The sequence below is a fragment of the Herbidospora solisilvae genome (genome assembly GCF_009901565.1).
Classification (GTDB): domain Bacteria; phylum Actinomycetota; class Actinomycetes; order Streptosporangiales; family Streptosporangiaceae; genus Herbidospora; species Herbidospora solisilvae.
Map to the genome: position 1 here is coordinate 310,140 of NZ_WXEW01000009.1, position 16,535 is coordinate 326,674.

Sequence of the window (16,535 nt, forward strand, 5' to 3'; positions counted from 1 at the left end):
CCTCACCGTCGTGAGGCGAAGGGACCCTCCGGGGCGAAGGCGTAGTCGGCGAACCGCTGGCCGATGAGCTGGTGCGTGGCGGTGTCGGGGTGGAGCGCGTCGGGGAGGGGGTGCTCCGCGGCGTCCATCTCTCCGTAGAGCGCGGTCCCGTCGAGGTAGTGGAGGTTCGGGTCGTCACCGCGCCGCTCGACCAGGGAGGCGAGCGCGTCGCGGATCACCCGGAGCGTGAGGCGTCCCAGCTCACGGTCTCCGGGCCGGCCGGTCGCGGTGAAGCGGACCTGGTCGGTGCCCAGCGTCGCCGGGTCCACTGCTCCCGGTCCCGGGGTGTCCTCGTGGATGGGACACAGGATGGGGGAGATCACCATAAGCGGTGTGTCGGGGTGTCCGTCGCGGATGGTGTCGAGGAAGCCGTGGACGGCGGGGACGAAGGCCCGCAGCCGCATGGCGTCGAGGTTCACGACGTTGATTCCGAGCTTGACGCTGATCAGGTCTGCCGCGGAGTCACGTATGACGCGGGCGGTGAACGGGTCGACCAGCGCGCTTCCGCCCAGGCCGAGGTTGTGCAGTTCGACGCCGGCGCGTCGGGCCGCGACGACGGGCCAGATCTGAGTGGGTGCGCTCGCGTTCGAGCCGTGGCTGATCGAGCTGCCATGGTGGACCCACAACGGGCCCTTCGCGTCGACGGGACGGACGGGCTCGTCCGTCCGCAACTCGACGAGCTCAAGCCCCTCATTGTGCGGCAGCCAGATCTCGATGTCCTTGTCACCGGGGCTCAGACGCTGGAACGACACCGTGTGTGAGGGACCCGGCCGGAACCGCGTCGCCCCCGTTTCGAGGTCGACTTCCACGAGATCGCCGTCGGCCAGTCGTACCTCCTCGACCCGTTCTCCGTCGACGACGAGATCGACCCCTCCGCGCGGGCGATCCGCGCCCCGATAGGCGACCCGGGTGGGATGCACGACCAGTTCGATCGTCCGCGCCACGGTCGTGAACGCGAGACGGGCGCCAGAGGGCTGCGCCTCCATCATCGACAACTGCGGATCCGGGAACTGTTCGCGCACCCGTCCGGGCAGCCGGTGGAGTCGGACGCCTCGCGGGGTGCGTTCAAGCTCGGCCACCCCCCGGACGAGCCGGTCGTCGAAGGCGGTGGTGATCACGGTCGTTCTCCTTCGGAGGGCGCGGGCCAGGCCCGCAGAGCGGCGTCGAGCGCGTCGATGATCCGATGCCAGGAGACGGCGGCGGACGGCCGGCTGTGAGCGAAGCCGCCGTTGCGCTCGATGCGGAGATAGCCGTTGACAGTGCTGCCGATGAACCGCACGGCGTGGACGTGCTCGCTCTCCGGCAGCGGATAGCCGCGGAGGACCGCGGCGGTGAGGGCGACGATGTCGCGCGCGCCCGCCGACCGGGCTGCCTCCTCACCCACGGGGCGCTGCAACGCGTCCCAACGGCCCGGCGATTCGCGCGCGTAGTCGCGATGCGCGTCGGCCAGCGCCTCAAGGGCTGACCGTTCGGCCCGTCCCGCCACGGCGACCGACACACGGCTCGCCAGTTCGGTGAGGGCGAGGACGGTCACACCCTCCAGCAACGCGTCGCGGTCCTTCACGTGTGAATACAGGCTGGGGCTCCGCACTCCGAGCCGGCGGGCGACGGCTGACAGCGTGACCGAGTCGAATCCCGTCGCGTCCGCAAGGTCGGCGGCCGCCTCGACGATCGAAGCCACCGTCAATGGGGTTGCCTTCATGTCATCACGATATACCTAATGCTATTAGGCTTTGTCCTAAACTAAGTAGGCATCGCGGTCGAGCATGAGTTCCTCGACTTTAGGGGCCATCGGGAACGGTCCCGGTTAAGGCGGGAACCCACCTGTTCGACCAGCTTGTCCACCCGGCGGGTCGAGACTCCCAGCAGATAGCTGTGGCGAAGAGGCCGATCAGCGCCTGCCCCGCGCGTCGTCGTTCCAGCAGCCAGTCGGGGAAGCAGGAGCCTTGGCGCAGCTTCGGGATCGCCAGCTCGGTCGTCCCGGTGCGGGTGTCCCACTCGCGGGTGCGGTAGCCGTTGCAGGAGTTGACGCGCTCGTCGCTGCGTTGCCCCTATCCGGCTCCGCAGGCGGTGCCGGCCTGGGCCGACATCAAGGCCTCGGCCATCGTCTTCACCATGGATCGCAACACGTCCGGGTCACTGGTCTGAAGCTGGCTTTCGACGCCCAGTACGTCGACAAGGTGAAGCACCTCGCCTACGAAGAGGAGGTCGCGTTCACCAGGATCGATCCCGAGGACATCATGGGGGCGTGGACCTCGGGCAAATGGGGTAGTCCTGACAAGTTCTTACAGAATCCCAACTTCGGACCACGATGAAACTGAGATCACTGCGCATCATCGATCCGAAAGACCAGCGCCGGCGCCCCTGCGTAGTGGTCCTCCGGCGGCGACGTGACACGTACACGATCACGCTCGTGACCCCCACCGAGAAACCGGTCACCTTCAGCAGCACCACCGACTACGAAGAGGTCCTGCTGCCGCTGAGACGAGCGCTGGAGTCGCGCGGGCTGCGGCTCCTGTGCAACAGGTTCCGGAGGAACGCGTTCGTCTCCTCGATGGCCCGGCAGATGAGCGACGGCCTTGGTTGTTATCTCGTCCAGCCGGGAGAGCCCGTCCGGCCGGACACCGTCGTGTCGTCGCTGGGCTCCGCCCCGGCCGAGGATGTCGTATCGGAGGCGGAGCAGGAAGAGTTCATCCGACTGTGGATCGACAGTTGCAACTGACCGCCTGATCCCTGGGCCGCGACCCCATCGCGTCGCGGCCCGGCACAGTTCCCACCCCTGCGGTACGGGCCGGCAGGCACCCAGGCCGTGGATGCGGCGCTGTTACTCGCATGGCCATCATGGGCGCCGCGCAGGACGCGCCATCGCGTCCAAGACATCGAGCGGAGGGGTGCTCGCCGACCAATGGTGAGGCCGAGCGGCTGGGAGTGGATCCGGATGTTCGCGCCGCCTACGGTCAGCGGGAGCAGACACAGCGATCATCTGCGGTTGGTGGCTCGCGCAGGAGGGTCGCCTGCTCGGCGCGCGTGCTGGAAGACGTTCGTCTTACGGTGCGGCGCAGCGGCGGCACGGCTGTCAACTCCGTCCCACCACCCCGCGGCGCCCGAACAGGCCGTCGATCACCAGGAACGCCGCCAGCGAGATCCCCATCATCGGCACGAAGACCCCGGCCGCGACGGTGAGCAGGCCCAGTGGCGCCAGCAGGGTCCAGGGCACCCGCCGCCGGCCGCCCGTGGGTACGGCTTGCCGAAGCCGCGGGGCGGCCGCCGGAGCCACCACATGCGGTAGCCGAGCAGGATGAGGGTGATCAGGCCGATGGCCAGCGCGGCCAGCAGGATCTGGTTGGCCAGGCCGAACAGCAGTCCCATCTGTCCGTCGATGCCCCACCGGATCAGCTCGGCGACCTGGTCCAGGCGGGTGGGTGCGGCCGTGTCGATCTCCTTGACGAGGTAGGGGGCGCCGGGCTCGCCGGGCCAGACGATCTCCAGCGGACCGGACAGTCCCTTGGCCGCGGCGGCCTGGGCGACGCGGTCCACGCCGACGTCGGCCGTGGCAGCGTGGTTGCCGGCCGGGGTGCTGATCGACGGAGTGGTCGTCCAGCCGAGCGTCGCGCTCAGGCTGGTGATGGACAGGAGCAGCAGGCCCAGCACCGCCCACAGGCCGACCGAGCCGTGCCAGGACAGCGTGCGGCGTGGGCTGCGGGTGGCGCGCTGGGGGAGGAGGGGATCGCGCCGGTTGCGGCGGCGCCGCGTGGTCCATCAGCAGCACATCGCGACCCGCCTGCAACTGGAGAAGAGCAGTGCCAGCCGTCTGCTGGCCAGCCTCGGGCTCACCGCCGAAGGCCATGCCATCGCCGATCACATCGAAGAGCACCTACGTGAACGCCATGCCCAGATCCTGGCCCGGCTCGACGATTCGGAGCGCGCCGCCCTGGCTATCGGGATCTCCGCCCTGGCACGCGCGATGCGGGAAACCACGGCGCACGCCGACCGAGAAACCGCCCGCCACTCCCGTGGCCAGGAGCGGAGCACCTTCATGCGCTGATCACGATCTGACTGCCGCTGGGCGCCGGTGTCGTCACCACGGGCGTGTCTCCGATGCCGGCCCCGGGTCACGATGATGCGTGCCAACTGCTCGTGAACACCGCCTGGGCGCCGGCGAGCGGGCCCTGCTCTGCTCCTGCCCCGTCTGACGCGTCGCCGGAAGCTCCATGGTGACGCGGAGGCCGCCCTGCGGGCCCGGTTCGGCGCGGACCCGGCCGCCGTGGGCCGAGGCGATGGCGGCGACGATGGGCAGTCCCAGGCCGACCCCGTCGCTGGAGCGGGTGCGATCAGGCTGGTGGCGCCGGAAGGGCTGGAAAAGCTCCGCTACCTGCTCCGGCTCGATCCGGTTCCCCGAGTTGACGACGACCAGCTCGGCGCCGTCCCGTGTGGGCCGCAGGACGACGTCCACCGTGCCATCCGCGCGGTTGTGTCTGACCGCGTTGGTCACCAGGTTGACGAGCAGCGCCTCGATCAGGATCGGGTCACCGGCCACGGTGGCCGGCTCCAGGTCGGCCCGGACGTCCACGTCCGGGGGAGGGGTCACCGCGTCGAGCACGTGCCGGGCGAGCCGGGCCAGGTCCACCGATTCCTCTCCCGGCGACGCGTGCTCGGCATGGGCCAGCAGAAGGAGGCGTTCGACGAGCTGCTGGGTGCGGACGGTCTGGGTCAGCGCGCGTTCGCTCGTCTGTCGCATGTCGGCGAGCGTGGCCCCGGGGTCGTCCAGCCCGACCTCCAGCACAGTCCGCTGGTTGGCGAGGGGAGTCCGCAGCTCGTGGGCGATGTTGGCGATGAGGCGCCGCTCCTCGTCGAAGGCGTGCTGGAGCCGGGCAAGCATGGCGTCGAAGGTGTCGGCGAGCTCGCGCACGGACGCACTCGGCCTGGGGCCGTTGCTCGCGCAGGCCACGACCGCCCAATCGGCGGGCGGACCGCCGGAGAACGTGCCGTACGGATGGTTGTTCTGGGTGTGCCGGACCGCTGGCCGTTTCGCCTATATGGCTGCAGGCTGGGCCGGGCAGTATGTGCTGGTCGTGCCCGAGGAAGCGCTGACCATCGTGGTCACGGGCGAACCCGAAGGGTTGCACCCCGGCTCGGGAAGCGGGCTGACCGTCGCCCGTGACCTGGCCGCCGCGCTCGTCGCCGAACAGGCCCGGTGACCGCCGCCACCAGCCAAGGACCGCCCCTGCTGCGCCCTGCCGATCACGAATCCCCGCCTGATGCACGGGCCTGGCCGCGGAGGTGCCCGGTTCCGCCCGAACGGCTCAGCCGGATTGGAAGAGGCGGTCCAGAAGACCGAGGTACGAGCGAAGGTGCCCTCTGTTGAGGAGCTCGTGGGTCAGGACGGAGATCAGGAGGTCGGTCGCGAGGTCGGCCGCCGGGATGGACTCACCGCGTAGGGTCACCAGGCTCGCGGTGGCGGAGGCGAACCAGTCGGCTCCCTCGTGTCCGGTGAGGCCGAGGATCCATGCGACGTGCGCCGGAGCGAGCGGGCGACCCTGCTGTCGTTGCAGGTGGAGGAGCGCGTCCGCGTACCTCGACCGCTCGATCGCCGTCGCGAACTCCGGGCCGCCGATGGCACGCAGCAGCGTTCCGCAGACGAGCGACAGATCGAGGTCGTGGGCGCCCTCGGAGCTCCGGATGAACGCCGCCCCCTTGCGGTAGCGGCCGTTGAAGTACGACCACACGATCGACCCCGCCAAAGTGGCGGGCGACGACCGGCGCCGACACGCATCCGGAGACGCATTGGGAGTCGGCCAGCATCCGTGTCCAGGCCGTCGAGACGCGGTGGTCGCCGTGTTCGGCCAGACGCACCAGCCACACGTTCGGCTCGGTGAAGACCAGGTCGCTCGGGACGGTCAGCAGGTCGTGACTGAAGTAGGCGATCTGAGAACCGATCCGGCACGCCTCACAGGCGTCCTCGAAGAACCGGCGCAGGTCTCCCTCCGCGACGGTGCCGTGAATGGCGTACAGCCAGCCCTCCCACATGTTGTAGATCCCGCTGTCCATCCACCTCCACGGCCGGTAGGAGCCCACCGTCACCCGCGCCCGAAGGAGGGCGGCCGTCCCGGATGAACGCGTTGGTCAGGACGAGGCCGCGCGTGATGTGGGCGGGCACCACGGAGATCCACTCCCCGAACAGGCGCCTCGAAGGGGAAGCTCTCCTCGTCGCGCCCGGCCTCGTCATACCAGGTCTCCGAGGTCACCGCGGCGCTCATGACGGCCAGCAGCGCGGGGTCGCATCCCCGGTACATGGTCCAGACGAAGACCGACAGGGCCAGGTCGTTGACCCGCCCGAGGAGCTCCCCAGGGTCGGGCACGCCTCCCTTGGCCCGCACGGCCTCCACATACTGGGCGGCCACGCTCTGCCGCTCCACGCTCCGCCCCGCCGACAGGAGCATCCTGGTCACTTCTCCGCGCAACTTGTGGACGCGGTCACAAGAGGCAACCTGCTCCAGATGATCCCGGTACGTCACCTCGGAGATCCGGCTGATGACAGGTGCGGCGTGCTCGACCGCGGACTTGTACTCCGCCCACGTCCAGGCCGGGTCGGCGACCGGCACGAGAAGCTCCAGCCCCTCGCCGAGCAGCAGCCCGTGAGCGCTCCGGTCACCAGAATGCGGCGGGGACTGCACACCGGCCAGAGTAGGCCATCCGATCCCGGCGGCGCCGCTCACATGGTGCTGCGTTCCCAGGCGGGCCAAGCCCGGTCGGCCGCGGTACGTAGCCGGGAGGGGGCATGGTGGCCGCCGATATGCCGGCGGGGGTTCGGTCACGGTGCCACTGCGGTCGCGCGGATCGGAGGCGTTCGCCTGGCGAGCCCAGCCGTTCCGCGCGTTCGACAGCAGCGGGATGGTGGCATACGCGTCACTCCTATGGGGTCGCGAAGAACGCGTCTGCCCGTGTCACCACGTCGGCCGCCACTGCTGGGAGCAGGGTGAAGTGGTCGGCGCCGTCCACAGGCGTGTACGTCGCATCCACGCCGGCCCCCGCGAGCTGACCTGTCGTGATCTCGCTGAAGACGGCGGGGAGCGTGTCGGCGGTGCCATGGATGAGCTGGACCGGGCGGGTGTATCCGGTGAGCGGTGCCTCCTCCTCGGCGAACAGGCGGACGAATTCATCGCCGGCTGCGACCGGATCCTTCAGGATGTCCGCGTTGGTCAGCCCGGCGACGGCCGCGACCATCTCGTCCACGCAGAGCCGCCCGGCCAGACCGATCAGCTCCAGGCCTTTGCGGGTGAACCAGCGGGCGGGCCGGAAATCGTGGGTGATCGGGAGCGCCCGCCCCGAGTAGGGCACGACGAAGCTGGCCGCTCCGGCCGGGTCGCGTACAAGGGGCGAACCGACCTGGAGCTGCCACTGGGTGAAAGGCGCCAGGGCGATCGTGCCTTTGGCCGCCAGTTCGGGCGCGTAGGAGGCGGCGAGCGCGCCGGACCAGAGCGCGGCGTGCCCGCCGAGCGAGTAGCCGACCGGCAGCCAGGACCGCGACACCGGCCCCAGCCTCCTGGCCGCACGGACAATGTCGATCATCGCGTACGCCGCCGAGGGGCCGTCCACGCCCGGACTTTCTCCCGGTGTGCCGATGCCCTGGAAATCGGTGACGGCCACCGCGTACCCGGCTCCGATCAAGGCTTCCTGGAGAGTGCGTTCCCAGAGGGCGCCGCCAGTGCGGGAGACCGCGCAGGAGTCCGCCACCCCGCCGAAGCCGTGCCCGAAGCTGATCACCGGCCAGCCGCTCGCGGGTGGCCGGCCCCGGGGGAGCGAGATCGTGCCGCTGATCACCGTCGGTTGCCGGTTCCAGGCCGAGGACACGTACCAGACCCGCCACGAGGGGCCGGAACCCGCGAGCTTCAGGTTTCCGGTCAGCGCTTCGACCCGGACGAGGGCGCCTTGCCCGAGAGCCGAGGCACGGGCCGGTGAAACGGCGACGACGGCTGTGAACGCGAGCAGGGCCAGCAGTGCGCGAGCCAGACGCATGGAGCCTCCGGGGCATCGGTCCGTTGGCTCAGATCATCACCCCGGCCCACCGGGCCCTGGCAACGCGCGGCGTTGTCCGCGCACGTCGGCTATGAACGCTTCAACCAGAGGACCTGAGATCAGGGGTTCGTCCCGGCAGGTGTGCGTCCAACGGAGGCGGGGCCTTCCGCGGCGCCGCCGGGCTTGGCGTGTTACTCAACGCGCAGCGCCAGGCTCGGGCACGGGCCATCGCCCTGGCGCTGACCGGCCTCACCCCGCAGATGACCAGGCTGCTGCAGATCGCGGAGCTCGGCCACCGCCATCGGCGGCTTCTACGACTTCAGCCCTGTCGAGCTGGAGGCGCCCTACGACGGCTATCGGTATCTGGTCATCGACAGCAACGGCCGGAAGGTCAACGTTCAGGGTGGCTCAGATCTTCGACTGACCGCAGCGCGATGAAGATCAGCAGTCACCGGGATTCGTCGTGCGCCGCGGTGGTCAGCGACAATCGTCATCTTGAATGACACGATCGAACACCCCTTCGGCGCCACTCCCGGAGCGGCGAACGTGGTCTGCGGTCGCAGCGCGAAGGGCGGCGACGCAGGCGGCGACCGCAGGATGGTCTCCGGCGCCGCGGCGGCAGGCGATCCTGGTCCGGCGCCGGGCCCTCAGCGGCAGCAGGCGCACTCCCTCAGGCAGCCACCCGCTGACCGACCCGGTCGCCGCCTGGCGGGACTGGCTGCAACCCTTGGATCAGGCCGAACAGCACGGCGACGTCGGCATTCCAGGCGCTGCGGCGGGCGGCTGCCGCGTCGGATCGACCGGCACGGCACCATCAGCCCCTCGCTGAACGTCATCGTCGGCGATCTCGCCGTCCGAGCCGGGTTCCCAACGCCGAGACGGTCACCGCACCCAGCCTGCGCGCTGGGGGAGCGACCGTCGCGTCGCCTACGCCGCCGGAGTGCCGGTCTCGGTCATCGCCGCACACGGCCGCTGGGCGCCGAATTCTCCAGTGGTGCTGGGCTACATCCGCGCGGTGGACCGCTGGCGCGACAACGCCATGCGCAACGTCGGCCTTTGACCAGGGAAAACAGGATCAATCTCGGCTCGGCCACCCGGTCTCACCGACGCCGGTCACCGCTTCGTTGTGTCAAAGGTCCGCGTTCGACAGACGCTTAGACCCGGCCGACGGGGAGCGACTTGACCCGCACGACATTGCCGACCCTCTCGTCGGTGTACTCGGCGACCCTGACGTAACCGTGGTCGTCGTAGAGGCGGTCGAGCTCGGGACTGCCGGCCCAGTGGTCGAGGGCCAGTGCGGGGGCGCCGTGCGCCCGGGCGAGGCGCTCGGCCTCCTTCAGCAGGGCCGCGCCGACGCCGTGGCCCTCGGGGCCGCGGTCGGTCATCACGGTGTAGATGAACAGCGACCCGCCGGGCACGGCCCCGGCGGGGATACGCGGCGGGATCAGGGGGGCCGCGGCCAGCATCCCGACGCAGCGGCCGTCGCGTTCGGCCAGGGTGACGACGTTCTGGCGGGCCCAGTCGGCGACCCGGTCGGAGAAGCCGGGGATGCGGGAGAACGGCACGGCTCCCCACTGCCCGGGCCGCCCCCGGGACAGGAGCCATGCGTGGACGGAGTCCATCAGCGTCAGTAGGGCCGCGACGTCGTCGGCCGTCGCCGGGCGCAGCTTGGGAGAAGATCGTGGCATCGCGTCCTCCGTGAGGGGTAGACTCCGCATGCCCGATTAATTCAACTTTCTAAGGGTTAGATTGTCAAAGCAATCCAGGATTCAGGCCGTGACCAGGGACGTCCAGGAACTCCAGGATGCCACCGACCTCATCGACGAACTCGCGGCCCGGCGGCTCGGCGTCAACCGGACCGACCTGCGGTGCCTGAGCCGGCTGACGGCGCGCGGCCCGCTCACCGCGAGCGAGCTGGCCGCCGCCGCCGGCCTCACCGGAGGGGCCGCCACGACCGCCATCGACCGGCTGGAGCGGACCGGCCTGGTCGAACGGGTCCGCGACACGGACGACCGGCGCCGGGTCCACGTACGGCTGACCCTTCGGGGCGCACAGGACGTCCGAGAGATCTGGGGGCCGATCGCCGAAGACGCCCAGGCCGAGCTGCTCCGGTTCAGCCTCGCCGAGCTCGAAGTCGTCGAGACCTTCCTGAGCCGCGCGCTGGCCATCCAAGCACGGCACGCCGACCGTCTGCGCGGCGGCGCGGAAGGGGCCCTCTAGGCCCTCTCCTTGATCAGGTGCGGAGCCAAATGATCAGCGTTGCGACGGTAACCGTGCCGAGGAAGATATAGCCGCGTTTGTCGTAGCGGGTGGCCACGGCCCGGAACTGTTTGAGCCGGTTGATCGCCCGCTCGACCACGTTGCGGCGCGCGTATCGTGCGGGGTCGTAGCCGGTCGGGCGGCCGCCGAGAGGGCCGCGCCGGCGGCGGTTGGCCTTCTGATCGGCTGGTTCGGGGACGGTGTGCCGGATCTTGCGGGATCGCAGGTAGGTGCGGTTGGCGCGGGAGCTGCAGGCCTTGTCGGCGGCCAGGCCGTCCGCCGCCGATGCGGGGGACGCGGATGCGTTGCAGCACTGCCGGCAGTTGCGGGCTGTCGCCTGCCTGACCTGGCGTGAGCAGGAACGACAAGGGGCGGCAGCGTCCGTCGGCCGCCAGGTGGATCTTGGTGGTGAACCCGCCGCGGGAACGGCCTAATCCTTCTCCAGCCGCACCACCTCCTCCAGACGGGCGGCCAGGTCGGCCGGCATCGGATCGCCCCGCTTTGTCCTCCACCCGTCCCCCTTTTGCGCCGGTGGCAGGCTGGGGGGTGCTCCGGCGGCGTGCTGATGGGCGCGGATGATCGTGGAGTCCACACTGATGTCCCACTCGATCCAGCCGCGTCCGTCGTACATCGCCTGGATCACGGTGAGCAGCCGCTGCCAGGTCCCGTCGGCAGGCGTCTCAGAGGTCGAAGAACCGGGTGATGAGGTCTGCTGTGTCGACCTGGTGGCTGGTCTTGCCGATGATTGCCGGGGCGGAGGAGGGACCGGGAACGGTGTGGCCGCCGCGGTGGATGGTGTAGAGGACCACCGGGGGGACCCCTTCCGCCTGGTAGGTCGTGCGTTCGACCTCGGTGGGGTCGGCCGTGGTCGTCTTCGGCAGGCGCGTGGTCGAGGGTTCGGAGGTGATCCCGTTGCGCTCGGCGAAATAGCGGGCAGTGTGGGTGGCCGACCAGCTCGAACCACCCACCTTGAACAGGGTGCGCAGGGCCCAGTTCATGGTGCCGCCCTGGTAGGAGACGATCGGGTCTTTCGTGCCGTGGATCAACAGGACCGGCAACGGCGCCCAGGGGGCGTCGCCGGCGAGGAAGTTCTCCGGTGCGGGCATGGTCGCGGCGATCACCGTCGCGCCCGCCAGCAGGCCGGGGGTTTCGTGGGCGAGGCGGATGACCATCTGGCCGCCGTTGGAGTAGCCGACCGCGTAGACGCGGCTGGGGTCGATGCGCCGGTCCGAGGCGAACGTGGTGATGACCGCACGGGCGAAGCCGACGTCGTCGATGTCGGCTCGGCGGGCCGGGAAGCGGCTTTCGCGGCGGGCGTCGTTCCAGTTGCCGCGATAGCCGTCGAGGTAGGCGACCAGCGCACCGCGGGCGGCGAGCGCGTCGTAGACGCCGCCGGTGAAGGCGCGGTGCTTGTCACCGGTCTGGCGGGAACCGTGGAACACGAGAACCAGCGGCTTGGCCTCGCCCGGTGTCGTGGTGCCGACGAGGGTGAAGGTGCGGGTGGCTCCGGCGACGGTGAGGCTGCCGCGGGTGGCGGTGAGGGTGCTGGGCATGGTGGTTTCCTGGTTCAGGCGAAGAAGTCGATCAACGTGCGCGTCATCCACTCGGGGGCTTCCTCGGGCAGGAAGTGCGCCGCACCCGGGGCGATGGCGCCTGTCGTGTTCGAGGCGACTTGGCGGACGGCCTGTTCGACGCCGTCGCGCATGCCGTACTCACCCCCGATGGCCAGCACCGGGATGTCCAGCGGTCCCTTGGCGGCGTGCGCGACCACCTGGTCCCCGGACTCTCCGGCGCGGTAGAACTCGAAGCTCGCGTGCAGGGCGGCGGGGTCGCGCAGGGCCTCGACGTAGACGTCGACCGCTTCCTGGGGGATGGCCTCGGGGGTGGCGGCCTTGGTGGCGAACTGGTAGCCGAAGTAGATCTCCTCGCGGCCGGACACCATGCGCTCGTTGATCTCGGCCAGACGGTTGAAGACGAAGTGCCAGGCAAGCTCGTTGACCTCGGGAGGCATGAGCAACGGGGGCATCGGCGTGAAGCCGGCGAGGACGGCCTCGGCCAGGACGAGCTTGGTCACCCGGTCGCGATGGCGGGCGGCGAGCACGTAGCCGACCATCATCCCCATGTCGTAGCCCGCGACGTGGAACTTCTCGTGGCCCAGGGAAGTCATCAGCCCGGCCATCTCGTCGGCCAGGGTGACCGCGTCGTAGCCGGTGGCCGGCTTGGCGCTGGCGCCCATGCCGCGCATGTCCGCGGCCACGACGGTGAAGTGCTCGGCGAGGGCGGGCATCACCAGCCGCCAGCCGTACCAGAACTGCGGCCACGCCGGCAGCAGCAGCAACGCCGGGCCGGTCCCGCCGACCACGGCGTGCAACTCGACGCCGTTGACGTCGGCGGTGTGGCTCTTGAAGATGTCGCCGAACCCGGCGGGAAGGTGCGGGACGGCGTCCGCGGTGAAAGGCATCGGTGTCTCCTCGTACTGGGACACACCCGTAAGTGGATGAGTCATCCGTTTCAGCGTAACACAACCGGATAGTTCATCTGGTTATTGTGGTGACATGAGCACTCCGCCGTTGCGCAAGGACGCCGCCCAGAACAGGAATCGCATCGTCGAGGTCGCCCGGCGCTACGTCGACGATGGCAAGCCTCTGCAGCTCAACGACGTGGCGCGGACCGCGTCCATCGGCGTGGCCACCGTCTACCGGCACTTCCCGACGCCGGAGGCACTGCTGGAGACCGTCGCGCTGCCTGCCGTCGAGAAGCTGGTCCAGCGAGCGGAACAGGCGCTGACCGAGCCCGACCCGTGGACGGCGTTGCGCGACTTCCTCGCCGCCGCGATCGAAGCCATGCTCACCGATCCGGCGGTTCCCCCGGTGTTCGCCGCGGCCACCAACAGCCTGGAGCACACCGGCGACCTCAAACGCGGGCTCGTCACCGCCTTCGCCGAGCTCCTGGCACGCGCGCACGCGGCGGGGGTCATCGACCCCAGTGTCACCGAGGCGGACATGACACCTCTGATGTGCGGCATCGCCTACGCCGCGAACGTCCACAACACCCACGGCCCCTCCGAACGAGCCGCCAACGGCCTGCGCTACCTCACCCTGCTGCTCACCGGCCTGCGCCGTTCCTGATCTCGACAGCTCCCAGGGGAAACAGCGGCGCGAGGCCCGGCTGCCCGCGTTCGGCCGGCGTCCCCCGCTACAGCAACGAGGCCACCCTCGCCTCCCTGTGGAACCTCGCGGTCACGGGACTACAGGCAGACCCGCCCGAGGTCACCGCAAGCCGCCTGTCCGGGCCTGGGAAACCGGCTGGAGCAGGCGATCCGCTCCAGCCGGCACCTTCTCAGGCTTCGCAGCCGCTTTCTGTCTCGGCGCTGCAGGTGTCGAACCCGCCCACCCCGTTGGCGACGTCCACCCCGCCGTTACCGATCAGGGTGTCGCCGTCGGCGCCGCCGTTGAGCCCGTCCCGTCCGGAGCCCCCGACCAGGGTGTCGAGGCCGCTGCCGCCCAGAATGGACGCCTGCAACGAGGTGTTGTTGGTGACCGTGTCATTGCCCCCGATCACGGCCGCGTCGATGAACTGCACGTTCGTCGAGCACGAGACCACCGTCGCCCCCTGGGTGAAGCACCCGGCTCCCGGGGTGATCCCCGAGGTGGAGTCGACCGTGAGCAGCCCGAACTGGGACTCGATCTTGACGGTCTCGCCGGCGGACGTTCCGACGATGAACAGCGTTCTGCCGCTGACATGGACAGACGTGGTCGAGGCGGCGTTCGCCGGGACCGCGGTCGCGAGCCCGGCGACGATGATCGCCAGCGCGGTGAGAAGACGTTGTACTACTGACAGGCCGGTCATGTCGGTGAAACCTTTCATAGAACACTCTGTATGGCGAAATGAGCATGAAGGTTGGCCGGACATGCTGTCAAGTCAATATGGAGCAGGCCGCCCCGCCGACCGTGCTGGACCACGGGCGCCCTGCACGGCCTCAAGCCGTGTCTTCAAAGGTCATAGCCAGAGCGGTAGTGATGCGAGGGCGACCACGGCGATGGAGGACGTGGCGGTCTGGTCGAAGCGGGTGGCCAGGCCGCGGAAGTGCTTGAGCCGGTTGATGCAGCGTTCGGGCCATCAACCTGCAACCCCGACCCGGCAGGCGGCGGACCGACGTCGGAGGCAAGGGCAAAGACCCCTAGTGAACCCCGGCCGCGGGTGCGCGCGGGCGGCACTTGTTCATCGCCCTGGACTTGGCGAGGACGAGATGTGTGAGCACGTCAAGAAGCGCAAGCGACGCGGCGAGTTCCTGGAGTTCTGTCGTTACCTGCGCAGTCTCTGCCCCCCGAGGGCCGCATCGCGATCATCTGGGACAACATCAGCTCGCACCTGACCACCAAAAAGGACGAGCGAGTCGGACAGCGGGCCGAGGCGAACGACGTCGAGATCGCTTGCACGCCTACCGACTTCTCGCGGTCGAACCGCATCGAGGCGCAGTCCGCCGCGTTGCGCGAGTTCACCCTCAACGGCACCGATCACGCCGACCACCGCAGGCAACCCCCGCCTACGAAAGATCGCCACCAGGGCGAACATGGCCTGACGCGGCAGGAGCTTCAGCTCCACACCACCCCAATTTGCTTGACAGCATGTCCGGTGAAACTTGATACTATTTTCACAGAACACAGTGTCTTCCGAAAAAGGGGTCACCGACATGGCTCACCGCACCACCCGGTCGCACCACCACGACGTCGTGGTCGTTGGCGCCGGACCGGCCGGCCTGGTGGCCGCCGCGCAACTGGCCCGCTACGGCCTGGACGTGCTCGTGCTGGACAAGCGGGCCGGGGTGTCCGCGCTGCCCCGGGCTGTGGGGGTGACCGTCCGGCAGATGGAGATCTTCCGGGGCTGGGGGCTGGAGGAGGAGTTGCGGGCCGGGACCGACGAGGTCGACTTCGCCCTGCTGCAGACCCGCACCGTCGCCGAGGCCGGGGACGGCACCCGGGTGCCGATCAACGTGCCCGACCTGGCGCAGAGCTCCGTGGTCAGCCCGACGGCCTCTGCCCGGGTGCCGCAGGACCACCTGGAGCAGGTGCTCGCCGACTACTTGGCCCGGGTGAGCGGCCGTCCGGTCCGCCGGCGCGCGGAGGTCGTCGGGATCAGCCAGGACGAGGAGGGCGTGCGGCTCTCGGTCCGGGGCGCCGGCAGCCACGGCGGCGAGGCGGTCGAAGAGCTCAGCGCGACGTACGTCGTCGCGGCGGACGGCGCCCACGGCCCGACCCGCGACCGTCTGGGTATCGAGTCCGTGGGGGCGGATGGGCTGATGCGCGGGATCAGCGCCGAGTTCCGTGCCCCGCTGTGGCCCGTCCTCGGCCCGCACCGCTACGCGCTCTACTCGATCAGCCTTCCGGAGGGCGCCGGCGTGCTCATCCCTTCCGGCGGCGGTACCCGGTGGCAGTTCGGCGTGGTCCTCGGGCCGGACGACGACGTGGAGGCGCTCGCGCAGCCCGAGGCCCTCGCGGGTCGGATCCGGCTCGCCTCGGGTGTGCCCGATCTGGCCGTCGACATCGTGCGTCAAAGCGCCTTCACGGCCGACGCCAAGCTGTCGACGACCTTCTCCTCCGGCCGCGTGTTCCTGGCCGGCGACGCCGCACACCGGGTCACGCCGCGGGGCGGCAACGGCCTGGCCATGGCCGTACGCGACGGGATCGCGATCGGATGGCGCCTGGCATGGGTCCTCCGAGGCTGGGCGCCGACCCACTTCCTCGACACCTACGAGGCGGAGATGCGGCCGCTGGCGGCCGCCGACGTCGCCCGCGCCGCCGACCCTCAGGGACGCTGCCACGCCATCATCACCGAACTCCTCCACGACCTCGGCGGGCGCCTTCAGCACGCCTGGGTCGCACCGGGCGCGCCCGGCCGGTCATCGGTCTCGACGCTGGACCTGGTCGGCGACGGGCTGACCCTCTTCTCCGGGGACGACGACCCCGTCTGGCCGACAGCCGCCGCCCGCATCGAGCGCGGCGTGCCGGTCGAGGTCGCGACGCTGCCCCCCGCCACCGCTCACGCGCTCGGCCTCCACGCCGGCGGCGCTCTGCTGGTGCGACCGGACGCCGTCCCGATCGCCAAGTGGTATCGCGTGACCGACGTGCCCCGGGCCGTGGCCGAGCTCGAGCGCGCGATCGACGACGTCCTCGACGTCCTCGACCAGCGGGCCGCGGCGGAGGCGGGTGCGGCATGACCAC

Annotated in this window: 17 protein-coding genes and 3 pseudogenes; 6 read left to right on the forward strand and 14 right to left on the reverse strand. The window is 70.1% G+C overall.

What is annotated here, in order from left to right:
* Positions 1-2 precede the first annotated feature (2 nt).
* From GT755_RS29935 to GT755_RS29945, 3 genes and pseudogenes are all read right to left on the reverse strand, one after another.
* Positions 3-1,157 carry a GDSL-type esterase/lipase family protein gene (locus tag GT755_RS29935; RefSeq protein WP_161482926.1) on the reverse strand — a complete coding sequence of 385 codons (1,155 nt, stop codon included), beginning with the start codon at positions 1,155-1,157 and terminating at the stop codon, positions 3-5.
* Positions 1,154-1,741, reverse strand: a complete 588-nt coding sequence (locus GT755_RS29940; RefSeq protein ID WP_161482927.1) for a TetR/AcrR family transcriptional regulator — start codon at positions 1,739-1,741, stop codon at positions 1,154-1,156. The genes GT755_RS29935 and GT755_RS29940 overlap by 4 nt, the downstream gene beginning before the upstream one ends.
* Positions 1,742-1,857: 116 nt before the next feature.
* Positions 1,858-2,228, reverse strand: a pseudogene (locus GT755_RS29945) (transposase); the annotation flags it as partial.
* Between the two features lie 224 nt (positions 2,229-2,452).
* On the opposite strand from GT755_RS29945, the gene GT755_RS29950 reads away from it, so the two are divergent.
* A complete protein-coding gene (locus tag GT755_RS29950; protein WP_161482928.1) occupies positions 2,453-2,761 on the forward strand; it encodes a hypothetical protein in 309 nt (102 codons plus the stop codon).
* 428 nt (positions 2,762-3,189) lie between these two features.
* Here the strand turns inward: GT755_RS29950 and GT755_RS29955 are convergent.
* A pseudogene (locus tag GT755_RS29955) lies at positions 3,190-3,777 on the reverse strand (PepSY domain-containing protein); the annotation flags it as partial.
* 13 nt (positions 3,778-3,790) lie between these two features.
* Between GT755_RS29955 and GT755_RS29960 the strand changes: the two are divergent.
* On the forward strand, positions 3,791-4,084 hold the full coding sequence (locus tag GT755_RS29960; RefSeq protein WP_161482929.1) for a hypothetical protein: 294 nt from the start codon (positions 3,791-3,793) through the stop codon (positions 4,082-4,084).
* Positions 4,085-4,117: 33 nt separating this feature from the next.
* On the opposite strand, the gene GT755_RS29965 is transcribed toward GT755_RS29960, so the two are convergent.
* Positions 4,118-4,948, reverse strand: a complete 831-nt coding sequence (locus GT755_RS29965) for a sensor histidine kinase (RefSeq protein ID WP_161482930.1) — start codon at positions 4,946-4,948, stop codon at positions 4,118-4,120.
* 127 nt (positions 4,949-5,075) lie between these two features.
* On the opposite strand from GT755_RS29965, the gene GT755_RS29970 reads away from it, so the two are divergent.
* Positions 5,076-5,237, forward strand: coding sequence for a hypothetical protein (locus GT755_RS29970; protein ID WP_161482931.1), 162 nt, complete (start codon positions 5,076-5,078; stop codon positions 5,235-5,237).
* A 105-nt stretch (positions 5,238-5,342) separates the two neighbouring features.
* Here GT755_RS29970 and GT755_RS29975 read toward each other — a convergent pair whose 3' ends face one another.
* The 4 genes from GT755_RS29975 to GT755_RS29995 form a co-directional block, all read right to left on the reverse strand.
* Positions 5,343-5,765, reverse strand: a complete 423-nt coding sequence (locus GT755_RS29975; protein ID WP_161482932.1) for a hypothetical protein — start codon at positions 5,763-5,765, stop codon at positions 5,343-5,345.
* Between the two features lie 351 nt (positions 5,766-6,116).
* Entirely contained in the window at positions 6,117-6,713 is a 597-nt protein-coding gene (locus GT755_RS29980) for a hypothetical protein (protein ID WP_161482933.1), read from the reverse strand.
* Between the two features lie 238 nt (positions 6,714-6,951).
* Positions 6,952-8,055: an alpha/beta hydrolase gene (locus tag GT755_RS29985; protein ID WP_161482934.1), complete on the reverse strand. Its 1,104-nt coding sequence runs from the start codon at positions 8,053-8,055 to the stop codon at positions 6,952-6,954.
* 1,154 nt (positions 8,056-9,209) lie between these two features.
* Entirely contained in the window at positions 9,210-9,743 is a 534-nt protein-coding gene (locus GT755_RS29995; protein ID WP_161482935.1) for a GNAT family N-acetyltransferase, read from the reverse strand.
* A gap of 88 nt (positions 9,744-9,831) precedes the next feature.
* Between GT755_RS29995 and GT755_RS30000 the strand changes: the two genes are divergently transcribed.
* Positions 9,832-10,275: a MarR family transcriptional regulator gene (locus GT755_RS30000; protein WP_161482936.1), complete on the forward strand. Its 444-nt coding sequence runs from the start codon at positions 9,832-9,834 to the stop codon at positions 10,273-10,275.
* Between the two features lie 13 nt (positions 10,276-10,288).
* On the opposite strand, the pseudogene GT755_RS41665 reads toward GT755_RS30000, so the two are convergent.
* The 3 genes and pseudogenes from GT755_RS41665 to GT755_RS30020 form a co-directional block, all read right to left on the reverse strand.
* A pseudogene (locus GT755_RS41665) lies at positions 10,289-10,987 on the reverse strand (IS5 family transposase); the annotation flags it as partial.
* Between the two features lie 7 nt (positions 10,988-10,994).
* Positions 10,995-11,867 (reverse strand): alpha/beta hydrolase family esterase, encoded by an 873-nt coding sequence (locus tag GT755_RS30015; RefSeq protein WP_161482937.1) that lies wholly within the window; start codon positions 11,865-11,867, stop codon positions 10,995-10,997.
* Positions 11,868-11,881: 14 nt separating this feature from the next.
* Complete coding sequence (locus tag GT755_RS30020) at positions 11,882-12,775, reverse strand: alpha/beta fold hydrolase (protein WP_161482938.1); 894 nt, start codon at positions 12,773-12,775, stop codon at positions 11,882-11,884.
* A gap of 94 nt (positions 12,776-12,869) precedes the next feature.
* Here GT755_RS30020 and GT755_RS30025 point away from each other — a divergent pair, with 94 nt between their 5' ends.
* A complete protein-coding gene (locus GT755_RS30025; protein WP_161482939.1) occupies positions 12,870-13,442 on the forward strand; it encodes a TetR/AcrR family transcriptional regulator in 573 nt (190 codons plus the stop codon).
* Between the two features lie 211 nt (positions 13,443-13,653).
* Here GT755_RS30025 and GT755_RS30030 read toward each other — a convergent pair whose 3' ends face one another.
* Positions 13,654-14,181, reverse strand: a complete 528-nt coding sequence (locus GT755_RS30030) for a calcium-binding protein (RefSeq protein ID WP_161482940.1) — start codon at positions 14,179-14,181, stop codon at positions 13,654-13,656.
* Positions 14,182-14,619: 438 nt separating this feature from the next.
* Complete coding sequence (locus GT755_RS30040; RefSeq protein WP_161482941.1) at positions 14,620-14,919, reverse strand: hypothetical protein; 300 nt, start codon at positions 14,917-14,919, stop codon at positions 14,620-14,622.
* A gap of 88 nt (positions 14,920-15,007) precedes the next feature.
* Here GT755_RS30040 and GT755_RS30045 point away from each other — a divergent pair, with 88 nt between their 5' ends.
* Positions 15,008-16,531, forward strand: coding sequence for an FAD-dependent monooxygenase (locus tag GT755_RS30045; protein ID WP_161482942.1), 1,524 nt, complete (start codon positions 15,008-15,010; stop codon positions 16,529-16,531).
* Positions 16,532-16,535 lie beyond the last annotated feature (4 nt).

Excerpts from the sequence above, each read along its gene's own strand:
- GT755_RS30030 (WP_161482940.1), bottom strand. The coding sequence starts at position 14,181 with ATGAAAGGTTTCACCGACATGACCGGCCTGTCAGTAGTACAACGTCTT.
- GT755_RS29970 (WP_161482931.1), top strand. The coding sequence starts at position 5,076 with ATGGCTGCAGGCTGGGCCGGGCAGTATGTGCTGGTCGTGCCCGAGGAA.
- GT755_RS30045 (WP_161482942.1), top strand. The coding sequence starts at position 15,008 with ATGGCTCACCGCACCACCCGGTCGCACCACCACGACGTCGTGGTCGTT.
- GT755_RS30025 (WP_161482939.1), top strand. The coding sequence starts at position 12,870 with ATGAGCACTCCGCCGTTGCGCAAGGACGCCGCCCAGAACAGGAATCGC.
- GT755_RS29940 (WP_161482927.1), bottom strand. The coding sequence starts at position 1,741 with ATGAAGGCAACCCCATTGACGGTGGCTTCGATCGTCGAGGCGGCCGCC.
- GT755_RS30020 (WP_161482938.1), bottom strand. The coding sequence starts at position 12,775 with ATGCCTTTCACCGCGGACGCCGTCCCGCACCTTCCCGCCGGGTTCGGC.
- GT755_RS30015 (WP_161482937.1), bottom strand. The coding sequence starts at position 11,867 with ATGCCCAGCACCCTCACCGCCACCCGCGGCAGCCTCACCGTCGCCGGA.
- GT755_RS29985 (WP_161482934.1), bottom strand. The coding sequence starts at position 8,055 with ATGCGTCTGGCTCGCGCACTGCTGGCCCTGCTCGCGTTCACAGCCGTC.
- GT755_RS29995 (WP_161482935.1), bottom strand. The coding sequence starts at position 9,743 with ATGCCACGATCTTCTCCCAAGCTGCGCCCGGCGACGGCCGACGACGTC.